General features: G+C 61.2%; 19 protein-coding genes, 1 tRNA gene and 1 other RNA gene. 14 read left to right on the top strand and 7 right to left on the bottom strand.

Annotated features, from left to right (window positions below; translation table 11 throughout):
• Positions 1-33: 33 nt before the first annotated feature.
• Positions 34-705, bottom strand: coding sequence for a response regulator transcription factor (locus ACYP01_RS26505; protein WP_007731581.1), 672 nt, complete (start codon positions 703-705; stop codon positions 34-36).
• Between the two features lie 134 nt (positions 706-839).
• Between ACYP01_RS26505 and ACYP01_RS26500 the strand changes: the two genes are divergently transcribed.
• Positions 840-1148, top strand: a complete 309-nt coding sequence (locus ACYP01_RS26500; protein ID WP_007731580.1) for a DUF6191 domain-containing protein — start codon at positions 840-842, stop codon at positions 1146-1148.
• A 22-nt stretch (positions 1149-1170) separates the two neighbouring features.
• Here the strand turns inward: ACYP01_RS26500 and ACYP01_RS26495 are convergent, their stop codons facing one another.
• The 3 genes from ACYP01_RS26495 to ACYP01_RS26485 form a co-directional block, all read right to left on the bottom strand.
• Positions 1171-1989 carry a pentapeptide repeat-containing protein gene (locus ACYP01_RS26495; RefSeq protein ID WP_459683113.1) on the bottom strand — a complete coding sequence of 273 codons (819 nt, stop codon included), beginning with the start codon at positions 1987-1989 and terminating at the stop codon, positions 1171-1173.
• A 228-nt stretch (positions 1990-2217) separates the two neighbouring features.
• Positions 2218-3345, bottom strand: coding sequence for a Fic family protein (locus ACYP01_RS26490; RefSeq protein ID WP_459683112.1), 1128 nt, complete (start codon positions 3343-3345; stop codon positions 2218-2220).
• A 496-nt stretch (positions 3346-3841) separates the two neighbouring features.
• Positions 3842-3929, bottom strand: a tRNA-Ser gene (locus tag ACYP01_RS26485).
• Between the two features lie 136 nt (positions 3930-4065).
• On the opposite strand from ACYP01_RS26485, the gene ffs reads away from it, so the two are divergent.
• The 4 genes from ffs to ACYP01_RS26465 all read left to right on the top strand — a co-directional run bounded on the left by ffs (position 4066) and on the right by ACYP01_RS26465 (position 7553).
• Positions 4066-4165, top strand: an RNA gene (ffs, locus tag ACYP01_RS26480) — signal recognition particle sRNA small type.
• A 41-nt stretch (positions 4166-4206) separates the two neighbouring features.
• Positions 4207-5499, top strand: a complete 1293-nt coding sequence (locus tag ACYP01_RS26475; RefSeq protein ID WP_019746524.1) for an aminotransferase class I/II-fold pyridoxal phosphate-dependent enzyme — start codon at positions 4207-4209, stop codon at positions 5497-5499.
• Positions 5500-5597: 98 nt separating this feature from the next.
• Entirely contained in the window at positions 5598-6953 is a 1356-nt protein-coding gene (locus tag ACYP01_RS26470) for a glycosyltransferase 87 family protein (RefSeq protein ID WP_459683111.1), read from the top strand.
• Between the two features lie 18 nt (positions 6954-6971).
• Positions 6972-7553 carry an HhH-GPD-type base excision DNA repair protein gene (locus ACYP01_RS26465; RefSeq protein WP_003943868.1) on the top strand — a complete coding sequence of 194 codons (582 nt, stop codon included), beginning with the start codon at positions 6972-6974 and terminating at the stop codon, positions 7551-7553.
• Between the two features lie 7 nt (positions 7554-7560).
• Here the strand turns inward: ACYP01_RS26465 and ACYP01_RS26460 are convergent, their stop codons facing one another.
• Positions 7561-8469 (bottom strand): LysR family transcriptional regulator, encoded by a 909-nt coding sequence (locus ACYP01_RS26460; RefSeq protein ID WP_003943906.1) that lies wholly within the window; start codon positions 8467-8469, stop codon positions 7561-7563.
• A gap of 101 nt (positions 8470-8570) precedes the next feature.
• Here ACYP01_RS26460 and ACYP01_RS26455 point away from each other — a divergent pair, with 101 nt between their 5' ends.
• A complete protein-coding gene (locus ACYP01_RS26455) occupies positions 8571-9617 on the top strand; it encodes a YeiH family protein (RefSeq protein WP_081305321.1) in 1047 nt (348 codons plus the stop codon).
• Here the strand turns inward: ACYP01_RS26455 and ACYP01_RS26450 are convergent.
• A complete protein-coding gene (locus tag ACYP01_RS26450; RefSeq protein ID WP_007731570.1) occupies positions 9610-10614 on the bottom strand; it encodes an AraC family transcriptional regulator in 1005 nt (334 codons plus the stop codon). The two genes, ACYP01_RS26455 and ACYP01_RS26450, sit on opposite strands and share 8 nt — an antisense overlap.
• A gap of 200 nt (positions 10615-10814) precedes the next feature.
• Between ACYP01_RS26450 and ACYP01_RS26445 the strand changes: the two genes are divergently transcribed.
• The 7 genes from ACYP01_RS26445 (at position 10815) to ACYP01_RS26415 (ending at position 17868) form a co-directional block, all read left to right on the top strand.
• Positions 10815-11789 (top strand): quinone oxidoreductase family protein, encoded by a 975-nt coding sequence (locus ACYP01_RS26445; protein WP_058227143.1) that lies wholly within the window; start codon positions 10815-10817, stop codon positions 11787-11789.
• Between the two features lie 30 nt (positions 11790-11819).
• Complete coding sequence (locus tag ACYP01_RS26440) at positions 11820-12719, top strand: TauD/TfdA dioxygenase family protein (protein WP_007731564.1); 900 nt, start codon at positions 11820-11822, stop codon at positions 12717-12719.
• Positions 12720-12771: 52 nt separating this feature from the next.
• Positions 12772-13824, top strand: a complete 1053-nt coding sequence (locus tag ACYP01_RS26435) for a beta-keto acid cleavage family enzyme (RefSeq protein WP_003943988.1) — start codon at positions 12772-12774, stop codon at positions 13822-13824.
• 97 nt (positions 13825-13921) lie between these two features.
• Positions 13922-15283, top strand: coding sequence for an MFS transporter (locus ACYP01_RS26430; protein WP_007731563.1), 1362 nt, complete (start codon positions 13922-13924; stop codon positions 15281-15283).
• On the top strand, positions 15283-15906 hold the full coding sequence (locus ACYP01_RS26425) for an RBBP9/YdeN family alpha/beta hydrolase (RefSeq protein ID WP_125050223.1): 624 nt from the start codon (positions 15283-15285) through the stop codon (positions 15904-15906). The genes ACYP01_RS26430 and ACYP01_RS26425 overlap by 1 nt, the downstream gene beginning before the upstream one ends.
• A complete protein-coding gene (locus ACYP01_RS26420; protein WP_459683110.1) occupies positions 15899-17488 on the top strand; it encodes a long-chain-fatty-acid--CoA ligase in 1590 nt (529 codons plus the stop codon). The genes ACYP01_RS26425 and ACYP01_RS26420 overlap by 8 nt, the downstream gene beginning before the upstream one ends.
• Positions 17489-17496: 8 nt before the next feature.
• Positions 17497-17868, top strand: coding sequence for a carboxymuconolactone decarboxylase family protein (locus ACYP01_RS26415; RefSeq protein WP_003943892.1), 372 nt, complete (start codon positions 17497-17499; stop codon positions 17866-17868).
• A gap of 6 nt (positions 17869-17874) precedes the next feature.
• Here ACYP01_RS26415 and ACYP01_RS26410 read toward each other — a convergent pair whose 3' ends face one another.
• Positions 17875-19188 carry an ammonium transporter gene (locus ACYP01_RS26410; protein WP_003943791.1) on the bottom strand — a complete coding sequence of 438 codons (1314 nt, stop codon included), beginning with the start codon at positions 19186-19188 and terminating at the stop codon, positions 17875-17877.
• A gap of 162 nt (positions 19189-19350) precedes the next feature.
• Between ACYP01_RS26410 and ACYP01_RS26405 the strand changes: the two genes are divergently transcribed.
• A partial coding sequence (locus tag ACYP01_RS26405) for an AAA family ATPase (RefSeq protein WP_459683109.1) occupies positions 19351-19674 on the top strand: 324 nt, incomplete at its 3' end.

The raw sequence follows: 19674 nt of genomic DNA, 5'->3' as shown, positions 1-19674 counted from the left end.
AGCTTATCGAGCGGCACCGACACGAAGGCGACTTCAGTCGACCGGGCCGAAGCGGTATCCGAATCCCCTGATGGTTTTGATGTACTTCGGTTTCGCGGGATCGGATTCGAGTTTGGACCGCAGGCTGAGAATGGTTGCATCGACTACACGCGTCCTTTCGTGGTCGGAACCCCACACGTTTCGGATCAGGTGATCACGTGAGTACACGCGCCCAGGCTCGGTCGACAGCTCCAGGAGCACCCGCCATTCTGTCCGGCTGAGGACCAGCAGCTTTCCGCCCATCGTCGCCGTCATCGCACGTCGATCGAGGAGCAGGTCACCGTGACGTTGGTGTTTGCCGGGGGCGGGATGTGCGGTTTCACGAAGGATTGCGGTGACCCGAAGATCGAGCGCGTGAGAATCGATCGGGTTCAGCACAAAGTCCGAGACAGCGCGATGTGGTGCTTCGTCGATGTCCTCGTAGGTATCCACCAGCATCATGATCGGCATCGAACTGCGCAAGCGGATCTGCCGTGCGATCTCGTAGCCGTCGATGTCCGGCAACAGGAGATCGATCACGGCGATATCGAAACTGTCGGTGTCCAGGTCATCGAGTAGGCGGCGCCCGGTGCGGACGAGCTGTATCTGGTGCCCGAAATGTATTAATTCGGTACCGAGTGTCTGGGCAAGCTCCGAACGGTCGGTAGCTGCAAGTATCAAGCTCACGTGAAATCCTCCCCCCGAAGGTGTTACTAGTCGTAACAGCTTGCATTGTGGCAGATCATCGACCGCGGGACCAGACATAGGGCGGCCGATCGGAAGTCGAGGGAACCGGGGGCGTTCGTCGCTAGACTTCTTTCATGGGCACTCTGTTCGCGTTGACGCTGCCAGGCTTGCTCGTGCTGCTGGTCCTGTTCGCTTTCGCCGAGACTCTCTGGAACCGGCTCACCGGCGGCCGGGCACTGCCGTGGACTCGGGGACGTACGACTCGTCCGGTCTCGGCCGCGGGCTTCGAAGAGGTTGCTGCCCTGTTTCAGGGGTCCAAGCATCATGAATTCGAACAGCGTCAGAGCGCATTGATGCATCGTGAGGACGGAACGGACGGTGACCCGCCGTGGGTGTCTGTCGATCCGGAAGCTAACAAGGTCGTTCTCCGTCGACGGAGTTGACAGTCGCGAACAGTCGTCTGGCTCAGGCCCAGTGGCCGGGGCGGGTCAGTGAATCGGGCAGCGTGGTAGCCGAATCGCCGATCGCCGCGTTGATCTGGAACTGAGTGAGAAAGATACTGCCGCGGAGTTTTGCGCCGCGAATGTCGGTGCCGCGTAAGTCTGCACCGATCAGATCGGCTCGATCGAGTTCGCAGTCGCGGAGGTCTGCACCGATCAGGTAACTCCCGCGAAAGTTGGCCCCACGTAGATCGGAACCACGAAATTTGGCGCCGATGAGGTCTGCGCCGCGGTGGTCGAGTTTTCGACCCTTCTTGGTTGAGATCGGTGAGCGCACAAGGTTACTCGTCTGCAAGAGCAGTGTGTTGACTGCCGCTCGGTGTGCTGAGACGTCGACGGTTCGAATCTGCGAAGGTGTGCCGTTGGTCAGGCTTTCCGTCTCTGCGAGTGCAGCGTCGAGTTCCTTTCGTATCGAGTGGGTTTGCTTCAGCGAGCGGGCTTCGGCGAGATACCAGAGCAGTTCGTGCAACTGGCGTATGACAGGGAAGGTTTCGAACATGTCTGACGCGGTCTCCGGGGCATCACGCCAGCTGATGCCGTCGTAGGTCTGCTGTGAAACCTTCTGTCCCGCACCGAAACAGTCGTAGACGGTGCAACCGGTGAAGCCCTTCTTTCGCAATCCGGTGTGAATGCCGCAACGGAAATCCTGCTGCAGGTTCTTGCAGGGGTCGCCGGCATTCTTGTTGGTCGCGAAGTCGGAGGACTTGGAAAAGGGGAGTGCGACGCAGCACAGACCGAAGCAACTGCTGCAATCTGCGAGCAGATTGGTCTGGCCGGCAATCACGCGTACTCCCGATGGTTGGGTTGGACGGAAAGTCTGTCCTCGGGTTTGTGAGTCTGTCAAACGAAATTGCGTGGTTCGGCAGCAAGAAGTCCAGCGGCTCCGAGGTCGTATCCCGCGCAATTGCGGGGTACCAATCCGGCAGACGTGATTCTGGACCACGCTCGTGAAGTAGGTCGAAAATCGGGTGGACGGCCCAGCTCGCCTAGCCCATCTGCGACCTGGCGAAAATCACTCCCCATCCAGATCGAGGAGCGATACCCCCCGTGCCGTGAGCCGGAAGCGCAGCGGTCTCTTCGTAACCGTCTCAATGATCCCGGCATCGTCCAGGCGCTGAAGTCGCGGGCGGGCGAACTGGCTGGATCGACCCACCACCTCGACCAGGGTGTTCAACTTGATGGCGCGGTTCGCCTCGAAGCAGTGGGCCTGACCCAGGGTGAACAGGACTGCGCCGATGTGGTTGCTATCAACCGGCGGCGTCGACTCGCGATCGAGTCCCAAGTTCAGCGGAAATTCCTCATCCTCCACCAGAACGCGGATACGCGCCTCGAGTGTGTCGATCTTATGCCGCCTCTCGGAGAGGTCGAGCAGCAGTCGATGTTGCGCCTCGGCGATGATCTCCAGCATATCGATCAGGTAGGGCGTCAGATCTCCGCGGTTCAATGGATTCTCCGCGTCAGAGAATGCTTTGTAGTAACGATCCTTGTTGTCGGCGACGGTCGCCGACAATGCCAGGCTCGCATACGGAGCCAACACCTGTCGAAGGTCCAGCGCGAGAAGGTAGCGTCCGGTTCGGCCGTTGCCGTCGTAGAACGGGTGCGTGTACTCGAAGATGAAGTGCGCGACCACTGCCCTGATCAGTCGTGGAATCGAGTCGTCGCCCCCCTGGCTCAGCATGAGGGTCAGCGCGTCGTCGATCGCTGACTCGGGTACCACACCGGTGTGCACGACCTTGATTCCTGACGTGATCGATACTGGCCCTTGCCGGAACCGCTTCCCATCGGGGGCGTCCTCGTCGCGAATCTCGCCCCGAGTTACCGCGTCGTAGACGTCTCGGATGTCGTCGAGCGTCTGCGGACTCTCGGCCTGGTCGTTGCCGATATTGAGATAGAGCCGCGCCATCTCGGCGAACCGCTTGTTCGCGAGGGGTTGCTCCGCCCACACCATCTCGATTGCCTCGCTGATCTCTTTCCGGGTTGAGCGGACCTGTTCGATCTCGTTCGTTGCCTGGATCTCGTCGATCACCATGCGATGCAGGTAGTGGGTGCGCGCGAGGGCCGGCAGCCCGTTCCACTCAGCCCGGATCTTCGGCTCGAAGCTCATGATCCGTTCGATCAGCGCTGCGACTTCGGGTGTCATCAGTGCGAACGTCGAGTGTTCGCCGATCAGTAGGTCCCAGTGGACGGCGGCGGGAGAATCGCGTCGCGCTCGCTCCTCAGCATCGGCACCAGCACGATCTCGTTGGTGAAAGATCGATTTCAACGTCCTGTACGACATCTGGTCTCTCCCTGTATCCACGCTATATTGCCGCCTTGCTTTCCATGCCTATCTTATCCAGAATGGGATCTGGATAAATAAGACTTGCGGCGCGGGTGTCATTTCATGACCAACGCGGGCTGCAGGAGCAGATGTGGCCATAGCTTCCCGAATCGGGTTCGGGCCATCGGCGGGCCACTCGAAATCACGCAGCAGCATTCCGATTCGGCGCGCTGCGGGATCGAAACCACCACGAGTCGGCAGACCGTCTGAGCTCGCAGAACATCGAGCTGAACCGAGACCCTGTTGCATTACTCGTTGCATGAGGACAGAAAAGAACCCCTGTGAACCGCTTCTCAGCAGTTCACAGGGGTTCCTTTGGCGGAGGATAGGGGATTTGAACCCCTGAGGGCGTTAACCCAACCCGCGTTCCAGGCGAGCGCCATAGGCCACTAGGCGAATCCTCCGTGGAGCAGCATACCCAATTGCGGGCGCGAAGCGTTAAACGGGTACCTGACCTGCGAAGAACCGGTGGAACTCGAGGTTTGCATCTCGGCCCCGGTAGGTGGTGTGCAGCGGCCGGAGAAAGCCGTCTACACTGTTCATTGGATCCCGCGCGGCGCGCATCCTGTGAACTCCCCCAGGGCCGGAAGGCAGCAAGGGTCAACGGGCTCTGCCGGGTGCGCGGGGTCCTCTATTTTTTCACATACCCGACCCCGCCTCGTCGGTGAAAGGCCGCTCCGGATGCCTATCCAAACCCAGATCGGGTTGATGAGCCATGAAGAACTCACCTCCGAGCATGAGAGCCAGAGCGCGAAGTACACGCAGCTCCAGGCGCAGAAGCTCGCACTCGATCTGACCCGCGGTAAGCCTTCCCCGGAACAACTCGACCTTTCCGCAGAGCTGCTGACGCTGCCCGGCGACGGTGATTTCCGTGACGGAAGCGGCACCGACTGCCGTAACTACGGCGGACTCACCGGTCTGCCGGAACTGCGCGCCATCTTCGGCGAGCTGCTGGGTATCCCCGTTGCGAACCTTCTCGCCGGAAACAATGCGAGCCTCGAGATCATGCACGACAACGTCGTGTTCTCACTGCTTCATGGCACACCGGATTCGGCCCGGCCGTGGGCACAGGAAGAGAAGATCAAGTTTCTCTGCCCGGCACCGGGCTACGACCGCCACTTCGCGATCACCGAGTCCCTCGGCATCGAGATGATCGCGGTGCCGATGAACCACGACGGCCCGGATGTCGTCAAGATCGCCGAACTTGTTGCGTCAGATCCGCAGATCAAGGGCATGTGGGCGGTTCCGGTTTACGCGAACCCCACCGGTGCCGTGTACTCCGAAGAAATTGTCCGTACGCTCGCGTCGATGCCGACGGCCGCGCCCGACTTCCGCCTGTACTGGGACAACGCGTACGCCGTACATCCGCTTGTCGGCGAGACTGCGCCTTCCTACGACATTCTCTCGATGGCAGCGGAGGCCGGACACCCCAACCGTCCGCTCGTGTTCGCGTCGACGTCCAAGATCACTTTCGCCGGCGCTGGTGTGAGCTTCTTCGGTAGCTCGGCGGAAAACCTTGCCTGGTACCAGAAGTTCCTGGGCAAGAAGAGCATCGGACCGGACAAGGTCAATCAGCTTCGCCACCTGCGTTTCTTCGGCAATGCCGACGGCGTTCGTGCGCACATGGAGAAGCATCGCGCGTTCCTCGCGCCCAAGTTCGAGCTCGTACTGCGGATCCTCGAGGATCGTCTCGGTGCATCGAAGGTCGCGTCTTGGACCGAGCCGAAGGGCGGATACTTCATCAGCCTCGACGTGGTCGACGGCACGGCCAAGCGGGTCATCGAACTGGCGAAGAACGCGGGTATCGCGCTCACCGCTGCCGGGTCGGCTTTCCCGTACAGCACGGATCCGGATGACCGGAACATCCGGTTGGCCCCGAGCTTCCCGTCCACGGCTGAACTCGAAGTTGCCATGGACGGCGTGGCTACGTGTGTTCTGCTCGCAGCTACCGAATCGCGTCTCTCCGAGATCTGAGTTCTCGAAGCGGCGTGCCCGGTCGGTACTTTTCGGTCTTGTCTTGTACCGTTCGGAGCATCAATTCCCGACATAGGGTGTAAATCCCGGAGGTTGTAGTGACGGGCGCGATCAACGCTTCGGATGGGCCTTCTTTCGAGGCGCACACCGCGAAATCAGAGTCGGTCATCGAAGCTGACATACCGCGACGCACCCTCCGTGTCGGTGTTCTCGGATTCTCTGTACTCGGTGTTCTGGCAGTCGCGTCCGTGCTGATGGTTCTTTTCGCCGTGCCGATGAATACGCGGTACTGGGGGATCTTCGAAAATTTCCTCGATCTCGACGTCTACCGCCACGGCGGCAGCGTTGTGGTTCAGGGCCTTCCGTTGTACGACGGGCCAGTCCTGGACGGAATGATGTTCACGTACACCCCGTTTGCGGCTTTGCTGTTCACGGTGTGGGCGGTGCTCTCGTTCAAACAGGCGATTGTTGTGTGGACGGGTTTGAACATCGCTGCGTTGTTCGCAGTGATCTTGTTGTGCTGGAAGTACCTCGGTTATCGGCTCGACGTGAAGGCGTACGCCGTGAGTGCGTTGGCGACGACGATCTTTCTGTTCATGGAACCGATACGTACGACGCTCTGGCTCGGGCAGATCAACATCTTCCTGCTGCTCTTGATCGTGTGGGACCTCGGTCGGGACGAGAAGAGTCGGCTCCGAGGAATCGGGGCAGGCATCGCCGCCGGCGTGAAGCTCACTCCGGCCTTCTTCTGGGCGTACCTCTTCATCACTCGTCAATGGCGTGCGTTGGTGACGGCCGTCGTGACGTTCGCTGCGACCGTTGCGATCGGCTTCGTCGTGATCTACAACGATGCGTACAAGTACTGGACCGGCACTCTTGTCGACAGCGAACGCGTCGGACCGACGGATGCTCCGAGCAACCAGTCCGTGTCCGGTCTGATCGCTCAGCTCACTCACACTCCGACGCCGTCGCGGGTCCTGGTTCTAGTCTTCAGTGCGCTGGCGGTATGCCTCGGACTCGGTGCCGCGTGGATTGCTCACCGGCACGGCCAGAAATTGCTCGGCCTCACCATGACGGGGTTGACTGCGACCACTGTCTCGCCGTTCTCGTGGGGCCATCACTGGGTGTGGTTCGTCCCGCTGGTCGTCCTCGCCGCGCACTACACGATGGTGTCGAAGAAGCGCTGGGCGTGGGTGGCGCCGTTCGTTTTCCTGCTCCCGGTCTTGAACTGGTCTCACACCTGGTGGGACCCGTCGGTCATTCCGGGTACGGATCGCTTCATCGGAATGGGCCTGTTCATGTTCGTGCCGCCCGAGTATCTGCGGATTCCGACCGTCGGCGTCTACCTCTGGGTCTTCACGCTTGCCGCGGTCTCGACGGTGGTTCTGTTCGGCTGGAAGAAGTGGAAGATTCCGGCCCCGGATGCGTCGGCGCCGGTCACAACTGCCGCCTGACGTGGCAGTATCGGACTCATGGCACTTCAACTGAACCTTGTCGGTGACCCCGAAGCTGATGCTCTCCTCGCCGAGGACCCGTTGGCGTTGTTGATCGGAATGCTTCTCGATCAACAGGTTCCGATGGAAACGGCCTTCCTCGGTCCGAAGAAGCTGGCGGATCGGCTCAGCGGTATCGACGTCAGGCGTATCGCCGACATGGACACCGACGAGTTCATCGCCGTCTGTGCCGAGCCTCCGGCTGTGCACCGATTCCCCAAGTCGATGGGCGAGCGTATCCAGCTCATGTGCCAGTTCATCGTCGAGAACTACGACGGCGACACCGCGGCGATCTGGACTTCGGGAAATCCCGACGGCAAGGAAGTGCTGAAGCGGCTCAAAGCCCTACCCGGTTACGGGGATCAGAAAGCCCGGATCTTCCTGGCGTTGCTCGGAAAACAGATCGGCGTCGAGCCGAAAGGTTGGCGCCAAGCGGCCGGCGACTACGGGCTCGAAGGTTCGAGGCGCTCGATTGCAGACGTGGTCGACGAACAGTCTTTGCTCGAGGTCCGCGAGTTCAAGAAGGCCGCAAAGGCAGCAGCGAAGGCCGACAAGAAGTAAGCCGCTTTCAGGATTTCCGGGACCCGCTCGCACGCACTACTTTCATCAGGTCTCCTGCGGGACCCTCGAGCTGACGCGGGGGACGCCACACTGCGCGCAGGGATCGGTCGAGTTCCAAGCCTTCGACGGCTACCACCCGAAGTTCTCCCTGCTTCACCTGGTCCTCGACGGCCAGCGTGCTCAGTACCGCCGGGCCGACGCCACCGAGCACGCTGGTTCGAATCGCGGCCGAACTACCCAGTTCCAACAACGGTGCACCGCGCTCGTATTCGTGTAACGCCAGGTCGAGAGTCGTTCTGGTTCCCGATCCGGGCTCGCGCACCAGCAGCGGCGTCGCTGCCAGTTCGGCGACGGTCAGCGGCTTTCGTCGACGCGCCCATGGATGATCCGGATGAACGACCACGACCAGCGAGTCACGCGCGACGGTGACGCTGGACAGGCTCTTCGGAACGGTCGGTGACTCGACGAATCCGAGGTCGCACATTCCCACCTCGACAGCCTCGAGGACGCGGGTCGAGTTGTAGACCTGAAGGTGGACGGTGACACCAGGATGTAGTGACCGAAAGATACCGAGCCAGGCCGGAATCAGATGTTCGGCGACGGTCATGCTGGCACACACGGTCAATTCCGCGGATCGTTCGGTCCGCATCCCTTCGGCGACGTCGAGAAGCTGCCTCGAGTTGGCGAGGACGCGGCGCGCCCAGTGGACGATGACGGTCCCCTGCGGAGTCAAAGTCGCCCCCGTCGACCTTCGGTGTATGAGTGGCATCCCGAGCTGCCGCTCGAGGGCTTTGACGGCGCGGCTGGCATTCGGCTGCGCAATGTTTGCTGAACGGCTTGCCGCACTGAGACTTCCGTGATCATCGATGCCGATGAGTAGCTCGAGAGTGGTGAGGTCGGGCCACCGTCTGGTCATGCAAACAGGCTATACCGAACTTCACGTTCATATCGATTTGATATGCCGTGATGGTAGAAATCGCCCTACCGGAGCGATGGTGGCTCAAGGACGCTGGATGAGTGAACCGTGATGTGAAGTCCGTGGCCGAGAAACCCGCAGTCGCACCTTCGTCAGAAGTACGACGGTGGTCCAGTGTGGCTGCATTGGTGCCCGGAGTTGCGTTGTGCGCCTTGGGGGCCACGGTCGCGCTGATAGCCGGTCAGTTCACCTCCGCCGTGAGTCCGTTGCTGATTGCGATCGTGGCGGGTGCGGTGTTGGCGAATACCGTCTCTTTGCCGGCGAAATTCCAACCTGGCCTGGCATTCTCGGCGAAACGGCTACTTCGGGTGGGTATCGCTCTGCTCGGGCTGCAATTGATATTCTCCGACATCGTCGGTTTGGGCTGGGGAGTGATCGCCGTAGTGGTGGCGATTGTGTTCCTCGGTATCGCCGGGACCATGTATGCCGGAAAACTTCTCGGATTGAGTTGGTCGCAGAGAATTCTGATTGCCTGCGGCTTCTCGATCTGTGGCGCTGCCGCCGTGGCTGCTGCGGACGGTGTGGTGAATGCGCGAGAGGAAGAGTTGCTCACCGCTGTTGCGTTGGTGGTGATCTTCGGAACTCTGATGATTCCGACAATCCCACTGTTGGCCAACGCTTTCGGTATGAACGAGGTCGGTGCAGGCATGTGGGCCGGTGGGTCGATCCACGAAGTGGCGCAAGTGGTGGCTGCCGGCAGCGCTCTCGGCGCCACCGCGTTGGGTGTCGCGACCGTGGTGAAACTTGCGCGCGTGTTGATGTTGGCGCCGGTCATGGCATTTCTGAGTATCCGGCAACGCAGGATGGTCGACAGCACTGCCGCCAAGCGTCCCCCGCTGATTCCGTTGTTCGTCGTGGCATTCATCGGCTGCATGGGCTTGCGCTCCACGGGCATCTTGCCGGATGAGCTTCTGGGGCTGGCGAAGACGGTGCAGACGGCGCTGTTGGCGGCCGCGATGTTCGCACTCGGGCTGGGGGTGCGGTTGAGCGTCATTCGTGGAGTTGGCGCCCGGCCATTCGTGCTGGCCGCGATTTCCACTGTGTGGGTGGCAACGATCGCCTACGTCGGAGTCGTGCTGGTCAGCTGATCGAGCGCTGAGTCCGCCACGCGCTCGGGCTCATCGAGAACTGAGTGCGAAACCAGCGCGAGAAACTACCCTGCGTCGAAAACCCGAGGTGCACAGCCACTTCGGTCAACGAATAGCGAGGGTTGGAGACAAATCGTTCCGCGAGGGAGCTTCGAACCGAATTGAGAACGGCCGTGAACGTATCTCCGGATTCGGCGAGATGACGGTGCAGTGTCCGCCGGTCGAATCCGAGACTGCGTGCCACCTGCTCGACAGAGCAGCGGCCGGTCGGAAGCAGAACTTCGATCAATTCCTTGGTGCGGCTGAGGGTATCGGAGGTTTCCGAGGCGGGAAGCGAGTCGAGGAACTGGCGAGCGTACGGCCGGAGTAACTCGTCGGAAAGTTGGTTAGCCGCATCCAGGTCGGCGGCGAAGAAAACGATACCGGTGAACTCGTGATCGAATTCCACCGTCTCGCCGAGGATTCGCCGATGCGTGCTCGTGTCTTTCGGGGCATTGTGCGTGAATCCCACGCTGACCGGTTGCCATCGAGAACCCAGGAAACTCCGCAGGATCTGCAGTGTCGCGCCGACTGCGAGTTCGACGCTCTGTCTGGTGTCGACCGGTTCGCCGACCTCGAGCGAGATTCGCAGGGTGGCGAGTCCGTTGACCTCGTTCAATCGAATGCGTAACGACTCGTTGTACGTGTGCTCGTATCGCATCAATACGTCGAGTGCGCTCCTGACGTCTGGCTCTTCCCTGATGACCAAGCTGAGGGGGCCGAGATTGGACAGTCGACGCAGGCCGGCGAGTAGAAGCCCGAAGTCTTCGTGTCCGGACTCCGCTGCCGATCGCTCCAGGAGCGATGCGATGGAGGCGGCCGGTACCCATTGGTCGGGGTTCGCCAGGCTTGCCGGGCTCAGGCCGACACTTCTCATGAGGGCCACAGCGTCCACGTCCACTGTTCGGCACAGGTCGACGTATCGGTTCAGTGACGCGTAGCGGGCGAGTGGCTTCATAGGTCCCCCTTTACTCGATGTCCCGAAATGTTGTGTTGTGTGTCTCGTCAAGTTAAGCATGTGAGCCGGATCTCACATAGTTTTGTCCACATCAGTTCGGCACGACCACGAAGCCGAGCACCGACTTCTGGAAGTTGTTGCGTGCGAATACTGCTCGACCGTAATCGAGTCGAGCCCGCCCACAGAATTGGAGAGCAATGATGGCAAACGCCATTCGGTTCCACGAGATCGGCACACCGTCCGTCATGCGTTGGGAAGAGATCGAGGTAGGACGACCGGGCGCCGGAGAGGTTCGGGTTCGTCATGAAGCGGTGGGGTTGAACTTCGCCGACACCTACTTTCGAAGTGGCCTCTATCCTGCGCAATTGCCTGCCGGGATGGGCGTCGAGGGCGCGGGTGTGGTCGAAGAGATCGGCGAGGGAGTAGTCGATTTTGCAGTGGGGGACCGTGTGACCTACACCGGCAGTCCGCTGGGTGCGTACGCCACCGAGCGGATCATGGCGTCGTCCGACCTGATCGCGCTACCCGACGGCATCGCCTTCGACACCGCGGCCGCCATGACCATGCGAGGACTGACTGCCGCCTACCTTCTACGTCGCATCTACCCATTGAAAGCGGGAGACACCGTGTTGCTACATGCTGCGGCGGGCGGGGTTGGACTGATCTTCACCCAGTGGGCAAAACTGTTGGGAATCAATGTGATCGGAACGGTGTCGAGCGACGAGAAGGCGAGCGTTGCCCGAGCTCACGGTTGCGATGAAGTCGTCATCTACACCCGCGAGGACGTCGTCGCGCGTGTCAAGGAGATCACCGGGGGCGTCGGCGTGCCGGTTGTCTACGACAGTATCGGGCAATCCACGTTCGACATCTCTCTCGATTGCCTTGCCAGGCGGGGGCTGCTGGTGTGCTTCGGAACGGCGTCCGGACCGACTCCGCCGATTCAGGCAATGCAGTTGGCAGTCAAGGGATCACTCTTCCTCACACGTCCGGCTCTCGCCGATTACATCGCGGATCCCGAAGAACGTGCCGAACTGGCGGGCGAACTGTTCTCACACGTCGAGTCCGGGCGAATCAAGATCGAGATCAACCAGCGGTACCCCCTCGAAGATGCGGTGCGTGCGCACCACGACATGGAGTCCGGTCGCAGTATCGGTTCCTCCGTCTTCTCCGTCTGAACCGAAACAGCACTTCCCAGAGGAATTGTCATGACCAACACCGCAACGCTCACAGAAAACCTTCCCTCGTCGAGGAATACGATCCGCGTCGAGAAATTGACCTGTTCGATCGGGGCAGAGTTGTCCGGGGTGGATCTCGGCGAGGTCGCGCGAGATGATGCACTCTTCGCCGAAATCAAGGCATTGTTGCTCGAACACAAGGTTCTGTTCTTTCGCGACCAGACCTTCTCCAAAGCCGAGCACGTAGAACTTGCCCAGCGATTCGGTGAACTCGAGGATCATCCGGCTCTGGGCAGCGACCCCGACCACCCGGGCCTGGTCCGCATCTACAAGGATCTGGACAGCCCGCCGGAGCATTTCGAGAATGCATATCACTGCGACGCCACCTGGCGCGTTAACCCGCCCATGGGATGTGTATTGCGTTGTGTGGAAACACCTCCTGTCGGCGGCGACACGATTTGGGTGAACATGGCACTCGCCTACGAGAATCTGCCGGCGCGGGTCAAGGAGCAGATCAAGGATCTGCGTGCCAGGCACAGTATCGAGTCGACCTTCGGCGCTCGGATGCCGATCGAACAGCGGCACCAGCTGAAGGAACGCTTTCCCGACGCCGAACATCCCGTGGTACGAACACATCCGGAGACCGGCGAGAAGATTCTCTTCGTCAATTCGTTCGCCACACACCTCGTGAACTATCACACGCCCGAGAACGTCCGCTATGGAATCGATTACGCCCCCGGCGCCGGGAATCTGCTCACTTACCTGGCGAGCCAGGCTCAGATTCCCGAGTACCAGGTTCGGTGGCGTTGGACCGAAAACAGCGTCGCGATCTGGGACAACCGTTCGACACAGCATTACGCGGTGCAGGACTACTGGCCCGCGGTTCGAAAGATGGAGCGCGCCGGAATCATCGGCGACGCACCGTTCTGATCTCTCTTCCCAGCCCCGAAGATAAATTCATTCACTCGATCGGAGTCACGCTATGCATTTCCACGACGATTCACTGTTCCCCGAAACCCAGGACAAGCTTGTCATCACCGTTGCTCCCTACGGACCGGAGTGGGAGCCGGACGATTTTGCAGAAGACCTCCCTCTGTCGATGGACGAGCACGTCCAGCAAGCCGTCGACTGTTTCAACGCCGGTGCCACAGTTCTCCACATCCACGTGCGTGAACTCGACGGCAAGGGCTCGAAGCGTCTGTCGAAGTTCAACGAGCTTCTCGGTCGCTTGCGTGAGGCCGTTCCCGAGATGATTCTGCAGGTCGGCGGGTCGATTTCGTTTGCCCCGGAGGGGGAAGGTGCCGATGCGAAGTGGTTGTCCGACGACGTGCGTCACATGCTGGCGGAATTGGAGCCGGCTCCCGATCAGGTGACGATCGCGATCAACACCAGCCAGATGAACATCATGGAACTGATGACCGACGACGACATCGCGGGTACGTCGATGCAGCGTCCGGAATTGGCCGATACGTATCGGGAAATGACTGTGCCCGCCGGTCCGGAGTGGGTGGCAGAGCACCTGCGCCGGTTGCAGGCCGCTGGAATCCAGCCGCATTTCCAGTTGTCCAGTATTCCGCAGCTCGAAACGGTGGAGCGGTTGATCCGACGCGGCATCTACACGGGTCCGGTCAACCTCACGTGGGTCGCAATCGGCGGCGGCTTCGACGGCCCCAACCCGTACAACATGATGAACTTCGTCCAGCGTGTTCCCGACGGTGCGTGCCTGACGCTGGAAACGCTGATGCGTAGCGTCCTGCCGGTGAACACGATGGCCATCGCGATGGGCTTGCACGCTCGTTGCGGCAACGAGGACACCATCTGGGGCCGCAAGGGCGAGAAGATGACGTCGGTGCAGCAGATCGAGCAGTTGGTGCGCATTGCAGGCGAATTGGGCCGCGAGGTGGCTACCGCGAAGGAAGCTCGGGACATCTACCGGATCGGTGAGACGTATGCCGACACCGACGAGACGTTGGCGAAGCTGGGTTACGCGCCCAACCGCCGGATCGGCCAGCTGGGATTCACGCAGCACGCCTGAGTTCGCACCCTCTCGTACAACAGTTCCGGGGGTACGAACCGCGACGGTTCGTACCCCCGAATCCCCCCGTCTACCTCGAGTACTTCCTAGGAGAGTCATGGGACTGCAAGCTCCCGCCACGCCACGTGTGGACACCGCGCTCGGAATCGGCGGACGACGAAAGTTATACCCGTGGATCGTTTTCGCCCTGGCTTTCGGTCTTCTGCTCTCGGACTACATGTCGAGGCAGGTGCTCAGTGCAGTCTTCCCGATCCTGAAAGCGGACTGGGATCTCTCCGATTCGCACCTCGCCTCCCTGAGCAGCGTGGTGGCATTGATGGTCGGGCTGTTGACGTTCCCGTTGTCGCTGCTCGCGGACCGCTGGGGCCGCGTCAAGAGCTTGATCTTGATGGCGGTGTTGTGGAGTGTCGCGACGTTGCTGTGCGCAATCGCTCAGACCTACGAACAGATGTTGGGCGCCCGGTTCCTGGTCGGTGTCGGTGAAGCGGCGTACGGCAGCGTGGGTATCGCCGTGGTCCTCAGTGTGTTTGCGCCCCGCGTGCACGCAGCTCTTGCAGGTGCCTTCATGGCCGGTGGATCGTTCGGTTCGGTCATCGGTGTGGCAATCGGTGGGTTCATCGCAGTCCAGTTCAGTTGGCGGTGGTCTTTTGCCGCCATGGCGATCTTCGGTCTGATTCTGGTCGCGCTCTTCCGTGCCCTCGTCACCGAGAAGAAGCTCACCGCTTACGCCGTCGAGGCCGCGCCGGATGCCGCCGGGGAAGCGGTGAGACACGACGGTTTTCGTGCGCCGGTGTCCTCGCTGTTCACCAATCCAGCCGTATTATTCGCCTACATCGGTGGTGGTCTCCAGATGTTCACCGCCGCTGTACTTCTGGCGTGGTTGCCGAGCTTCTTCAATCGTTACTACGATTTGGCCCCGGACAAGGCCGGCGTCACGGCTTCCGTGTTCGTCCTCCTGGTCGGAAGCGGGATGGTGGTCTGCGGTTTCATCACAGATAGATTCAGCCGCGACGATTCGGCGCGAAAATGGACCACCGCCATCGTCTACTGCGCCATCTCGTTGGTGACGCTGAGCATCGGGCTCCGGTTGGGCACGGGGACAGCACAACTCGTGTTGCTCGGTATCGGTGCATTCTTCTCCGCCGGTTCGTCGGGGCCGACGGCAGCGATGGTCGCGAACCTTACCCATCACTCGATTCGAGCGTCGGCCATGGGAACGCTCACCGTCGCCAACAACCTTCTCGGGCTGGCGCTCGGTCCCTTCGTTGTCGGCATCCTCGCCGATCACCTGGGTCTTCTCGGCGCTCTACAGCTTTCGCCCTTCGTCTATGTCGTCGCGGCCCTCGCGTTGGTAGCCGGCAAGCGTGCCTATCCCGCCGGGATGAGGCGGCTGGCGACGTTGCAGAATCGGCCCGAGATCCCCGGCGCCACTGAAGTAACAGACGTTCGGAGCTCATGATGAATGAATCAACTACGGTAGTAATGGTTCCCGGTCTGCGGGATCATGTCGAAGATCATTGGCAGACTCACCTCGCGCGCAGGCTCGACAACGTTCTGACGGTTCCTCCCCTCGAGACCGACAAGCTCAGTCGCGATGCGCGGGTTGCGGCATTGAACGAGGTGCTGACAAGTGTCTGCGGGCCGGTGGTCCTGGTCGGGCACAGCGCCGGAGTCATGACAGTTGCTCACTGGGCGAGGGCGCATCATCGAGAGGTTGCGGGCGCACTTCTGGTCACGCCGGCGGATCTCGAACTTCCGCTGCCCGAGTCTTATCCGTCTCTCGAAGATCTCGACCGACACGGGTGGCTACCGATACCGCGTCAGCGTCTGCCGTTTCCGAGCACGGTCGCGGCGAGTCGGAACGATCCGCTCGCCGGGTATCGCCGAGTTGTGGGTTTGGCTGAAGGATGGGGGAGTCGGTTGCTGGATCTGGGTGAGGTCGGACATCTCAATCCGGCGTCCGGATACGGGTATTGGCCGCGGGCGGAATCGTTGGTGCGGGAACTGCTCGAGTCGGTGTCGCGCGCCGCCTCGTCTCATGCCACGGATTCCGAGGCGCAGGAGGAACACAGTCGTGCTTGATCTTGCTGCTCTGCTGGAAGATTCGGCCCGGCGATACCCGGAACGGGATGCGCTGGTTCTCGGGGAAGCGAGGCTGACGGATGCGCAGTTCGACGCCTACGCGAATCGCATCGCCCATCTGCTCGTCTCGCGGGGTGTCGAGCCAGGTGACAAGGTGGCGTTGTCCTGCCCGAACGTTCTCGAGTTCCCGATCGTCTACTACGGCATTCTCAAGGCCGGCGGCGTCGTCGTTCCTCTGAACATTCTGCTCAAGGGGCGCGAAATCGCCTATCACCTGGCTGATTCGGAAGCAAAGCTGTACCTCTGTTTCGAGGGAAGTCCCGAATTGCCGATCGCTGAGTACGCCATCGCCGGGTTCGAGCAGAGCGAGACCTGTTCGGCCCTGATCGTGATCAGCGCCGAGTCGGGTGCACCGTCGTCGATCCTCGGAGTCGAGACTCTAGGCGAAGCACTGGCATCCGTGTCCGGCACGGAAACGCCTGCAGCCGCGGTTGTTCGTGAACCGATGGACACCGCGGTCATTCTCTACACCAGCGGCACGACCGGAAAGCCCAAGGGCGCCGAACTCACTCACTGCAACATGGTCTTGAATGCACTGTCGACCAACCGGTTGTTCGAGAGCGTTCCGTCCATGCATGAGCGTTATCTCCTGACTTTGCCGTTGTTCCACTCGTTCGGCCAGACAGTGACCATGAATGCGGGAATCTGCGTCGGTGCCACCTTGGTGTTGATGCCGCGCTTCGATGCGACCGCGGCACTCGAGATCATGGAACGCGAAAAGATCTCGGTCTTCGCGGGCGTCCCGACCATGTATTGGGGACTGCTCGGCGTGCTGGAGGAGGTAGTGAAATCCGGGGTGGATATCGAGACCGTTGCACAGAACATGCGGTGCGCGATCTCCGGTGGTGCAGCGCTTCCCGTCGAAATCTTGACACAGTTCAGGGAACGCTTCGGTGTTCAGATCCTCGAAGGGTTCGGGTTGTCCGAGACCTCTCCGCTGGCCTTGTTCAGTGACCCGGAGAGCGACCCCCGGCCCGGTTCGATCGGCGTGCCGATCTGGGGCGTCGAAGCGCGGCTTGTCGACGACTCTTGGCACACGATCGCCGGCCCCGATGAAGTGGGGGAGTTGGCCATTCGCGGGCACAACGTCATGAAGGGCTATTTCAACCGACCCGAGGCGACGGCGGAAGTCATGTGCGACGGATGGTTTCGCACCGGGGATTTGGCACGGGTCGATACCGACGGAAATTACTACATCGTCGATCGCGCGAAGGACATGATCGTGCGGGGCGGATTCAACGTCTACCCACGCGAAATCGAAGAGGTTCTGCTCACTCACCCAGCCGTCTCACTCGTCGCCGTCGTCGGGGTGCCGGACTCGAGCCTCGGCGAAGAAGTTGTCGCGTTCGTGATCCGAGAGCCGAGTGAAGAGATCTCCGAATCGGATCTCGTGGAATGGTCGCGAGAACAGATGGCCGCCTACAAATATCCGCGTCGCATCGAGTTCGTGCCGTCGCTGCCGATGACGGCAACCGGAAAGATTCTCAAACGTGAACTGAATCAAGCATTTTCGATGGTCTGAGGAGATCGATGACTGACGTTCGAGCAAATGAAGCATTTCCCGTCACCCAGGCCATGAAGGATTCGGGTGGCTGGAATCCGTTGTGGGACGGACTTTCGGAGCTGGATCCCGAGTGGACCGAGCTGTACATGAAGACAGCGATGCAGCCCTGGAACAGCGGGGTGCTGTCACCTCAGGTGATCCAGTTGCTGTGCATAGCCGTCGATGCGGCGAGCACACACATGTACGCACCCGGCGTACGACGCCATATTCGCGCCGCGCTCGACATGGGAGTGACCCCGAAGGAGATTCTCGAGGTGCTGAAACTGACCACCGTCGTCGGGATTCATTCCTGCAATGTCGGCGTTCCGATCCTGATGGAGGAAATCGCGAACCGGTGAGGGCGGTCAGTCCCGCTCGCGGTTCTCCCGTTCCTCCCGCTGACGCTGGAGGAACGGGCTCGGGTTCTGTCCGCCGATCGGACCGTGGCCGAGGACTCCGTGCTCGTAGGCCGACTCCGCGTGCAGGGCAACGTCGATTCCGCGGGCCTCGTCTTCACGCGAAATGCGGAAGCCGAAGGTCTTGTCGATGAGCTTTCCGAGACCGTAGGTCACACCGAAGGCATAGAGCGCGACCACGACGACGCCGACGAACTGCTTGCCCAACTGCGCGAATCCACCGCCGAAGAACAAACCTTCCGGACCGCCCGTCATCACGGCCGTCGCGAGGAGTCCGATCAGCAACGAGCCGACGATTCCACCGACGAGGTGCACGCCGACGACGTCGAGGGAGTCGTCGTAGCCGAGCTTGTGCTTCCATCCCACGGCGTACGAGCAGACGATGCCGGCGATCAGACCGATGACGAGCGCACCGAACATGTTCACCGTTCCGCACGACGGGGTGATCGCGACCAGACCGGCGACGACGCCCGAAGCTGCGCCGAACGTCGTGGGGTGTCCGTCACGATTCTGCTCGACGAACAGCCAGCCGAGTAGTCCGGTGCAACCGGCGACGAGTGTGTTGAGGAAGATCTGCGAGGCCATACCGTCGGCCGCAAGGGCCGAGCCGGCGTTGAATCCGAACCAACCGAACCAGAGCAGGCCTACGCCGAGCAGGACGAACGGCAGATTGTGCGGACGCATCGACTCGGCCTTGAAACCCATCCGCTGGCCGAGGACCAGTGCCAATGCCAGACCCGACGCTCCGGACACGATTTCGACCACGAGGCCACCGGCGTAGTCGAGTGCGCCCATCTGGGCGAGCCATCCCTGCGGATTCCACACCCAGTGAGCGACGGGGACATAGACGAGCAAGGACCAGATGGGGACGAAGATCATCCAGGCGGAGAACTTCGCGCGGTCGGCGATCGCACCACTGATGAGCGCTGCAGTAAGGATTGCGAACGTCAATTGGAAGGTTGCGAACAACACTTCCGGGACATTCCCGTGCACCGTCGACGGGTCGATGCCCGCCATGCCGATGTGCTCGAGTCCGCCGATGATGCCACCGTGATCGTCGCCGAACACGAGGCTGTAGCCCACGAACAACCACGCAACCGTGACGAGTGCGATCGAGACGAAACTCATCATGATCATGTTGAGTACGCCCGTCGAGCGGACCATGCCGCCGTAGAACAGTGCGAGTCCTGGCGTCATCAGAAGTACGAGTGCAGTACTGACGAGCAACCAGGCAGTCGCTCCGGCATCGATGGTGGCGGGCACAGTTTTCTCCTCACGCACGCGGACCAGCCCGCGTGCACGGAACCCACGATGAGTGCGTGCGGTTTCCTCCGCACTGCGATTGTGTTGCGAACATGTTTCGGGAGAAGTCGGCGTTGCACCCGCACCGGACCACCTGTCGTGGGTCGCCGGTAGTCTTTGCGCGTGGCCCTGTACCGGAAGTATCGACCCGCGTCCTTCGCCGAGGTGGTGGGGCAGGAGCATGTCACCGCACCGCTCAGCACGGCCCTCGACACCGGACGCATCAACCATGCCTACCTGTTTTCCGGCCCGCGCGGCTGCGGAAAGACGTCGTCGGCGCGAATCCTGGCGCGTTCGCTGAACTGTGAGCAGGGACCGACGTCGACGCCGTGCAACGTGTGCGACTCGTGCGTTTCGCTGGGCCCGGGCGGCACAGGCAACCTGGATGTGACGGAACTCGACGCCGCAAGTCACGGTGGCGTCGACGACACCCGAGAACTCCGAGAC

Source organism: Rhodococcus sp. no. 34 (genome assembly GCF_054589475.1).
Note: the sequence above shows the minus strand (reverse complement) of the source record. Positions and strands in the feature narration are given on the sequence as shown.

Bases quoted from the DNA above. Each gene is read 5' to 3' on its own strand.
- ACYP01_RS26450 (WP_007731570.1), bottom strand. From the start codon at position 10,614: ATGAAGCCACTCGCCCGCTACGCGTCACTGAACCGATACGTCGACCTG.
- ACYP01_RS26445 (WP_058227143.1), top strand. From the start codon at position 10,815: ATGGCAAACGCCATTCGGTTCCACGAGATCGGCACACCGTCCGTCATG.
- ACYP01_RS26440 (WP_007731564.1), top strand. From the start codon at position 11,820: ATGACCAACACCGCAACGCTCACAGAAAACCTTCCCTCGTCGAGGAAT.
- ACYP01_RS26475 (WP_019746524.1), top strand. From the start codon at position 4,207: ATGCCTATCCAAACCCAGATCGGGTTGATGAGCCATGAAGAACTCACC.
- ACYP01_RS26425 (WP_125050223.1), top strand. From the start codon at position 15,283: ATGAATGAATCAACTACGGTAGTAATGGTTCCCGGTCTGCGGGATCAT.
- ACYP01_RS26465 (WP_003943868.1), top strand. From the start codon at position 6,972: ATGGCACTTCAACTGAACCTTGTCGGTGACCCCGAAGCTGATGCTCTC.
- ACYP01_RS26500 (WP_007731580.1), top strand. From the start codon at position 840: ATGGGCACTCTGTTCGCGTTGACGCTGCCAGGCTTGCTCGTGCTGCTG.
- ACYP01_RS26415 (WP_003943892.1), top strand. From the start codon at position 17,497: ATGACTGACGTTCGAGCAAATGAAGCATTTCCCGTCACCCAGGCCATG.
- ACYP01_RS26430 (WP_007731563.1), top strand. From the start codon at position 13,922: ATGGGACTGCAAGCTCCCGCCACGCCACGTGTGGACACCGCGCTCGGA.
- ACYP01_RS26490 (WP_459683112.1), bottom strand. From the start codon at position 3,345: ATGACACCCGAAGTCGCAGCGCTGATCGAACGGATCATGAGCTTCGAG.
- ACYP01_RS26460 (WP_003943906.1), bottom strand. From the start codon at position 8,469: ATGACCAGACGGTGGCCCGACCTCACCACTCTCGAGCTACTCATCGGC.
- ACYP01_RS26435 (WP_003943988.1), top strand. From the start codon at position 12,772: ATGCATTTCCACGACGATTCACTGTTCCCCGAAACCCAGGACAAGCTT.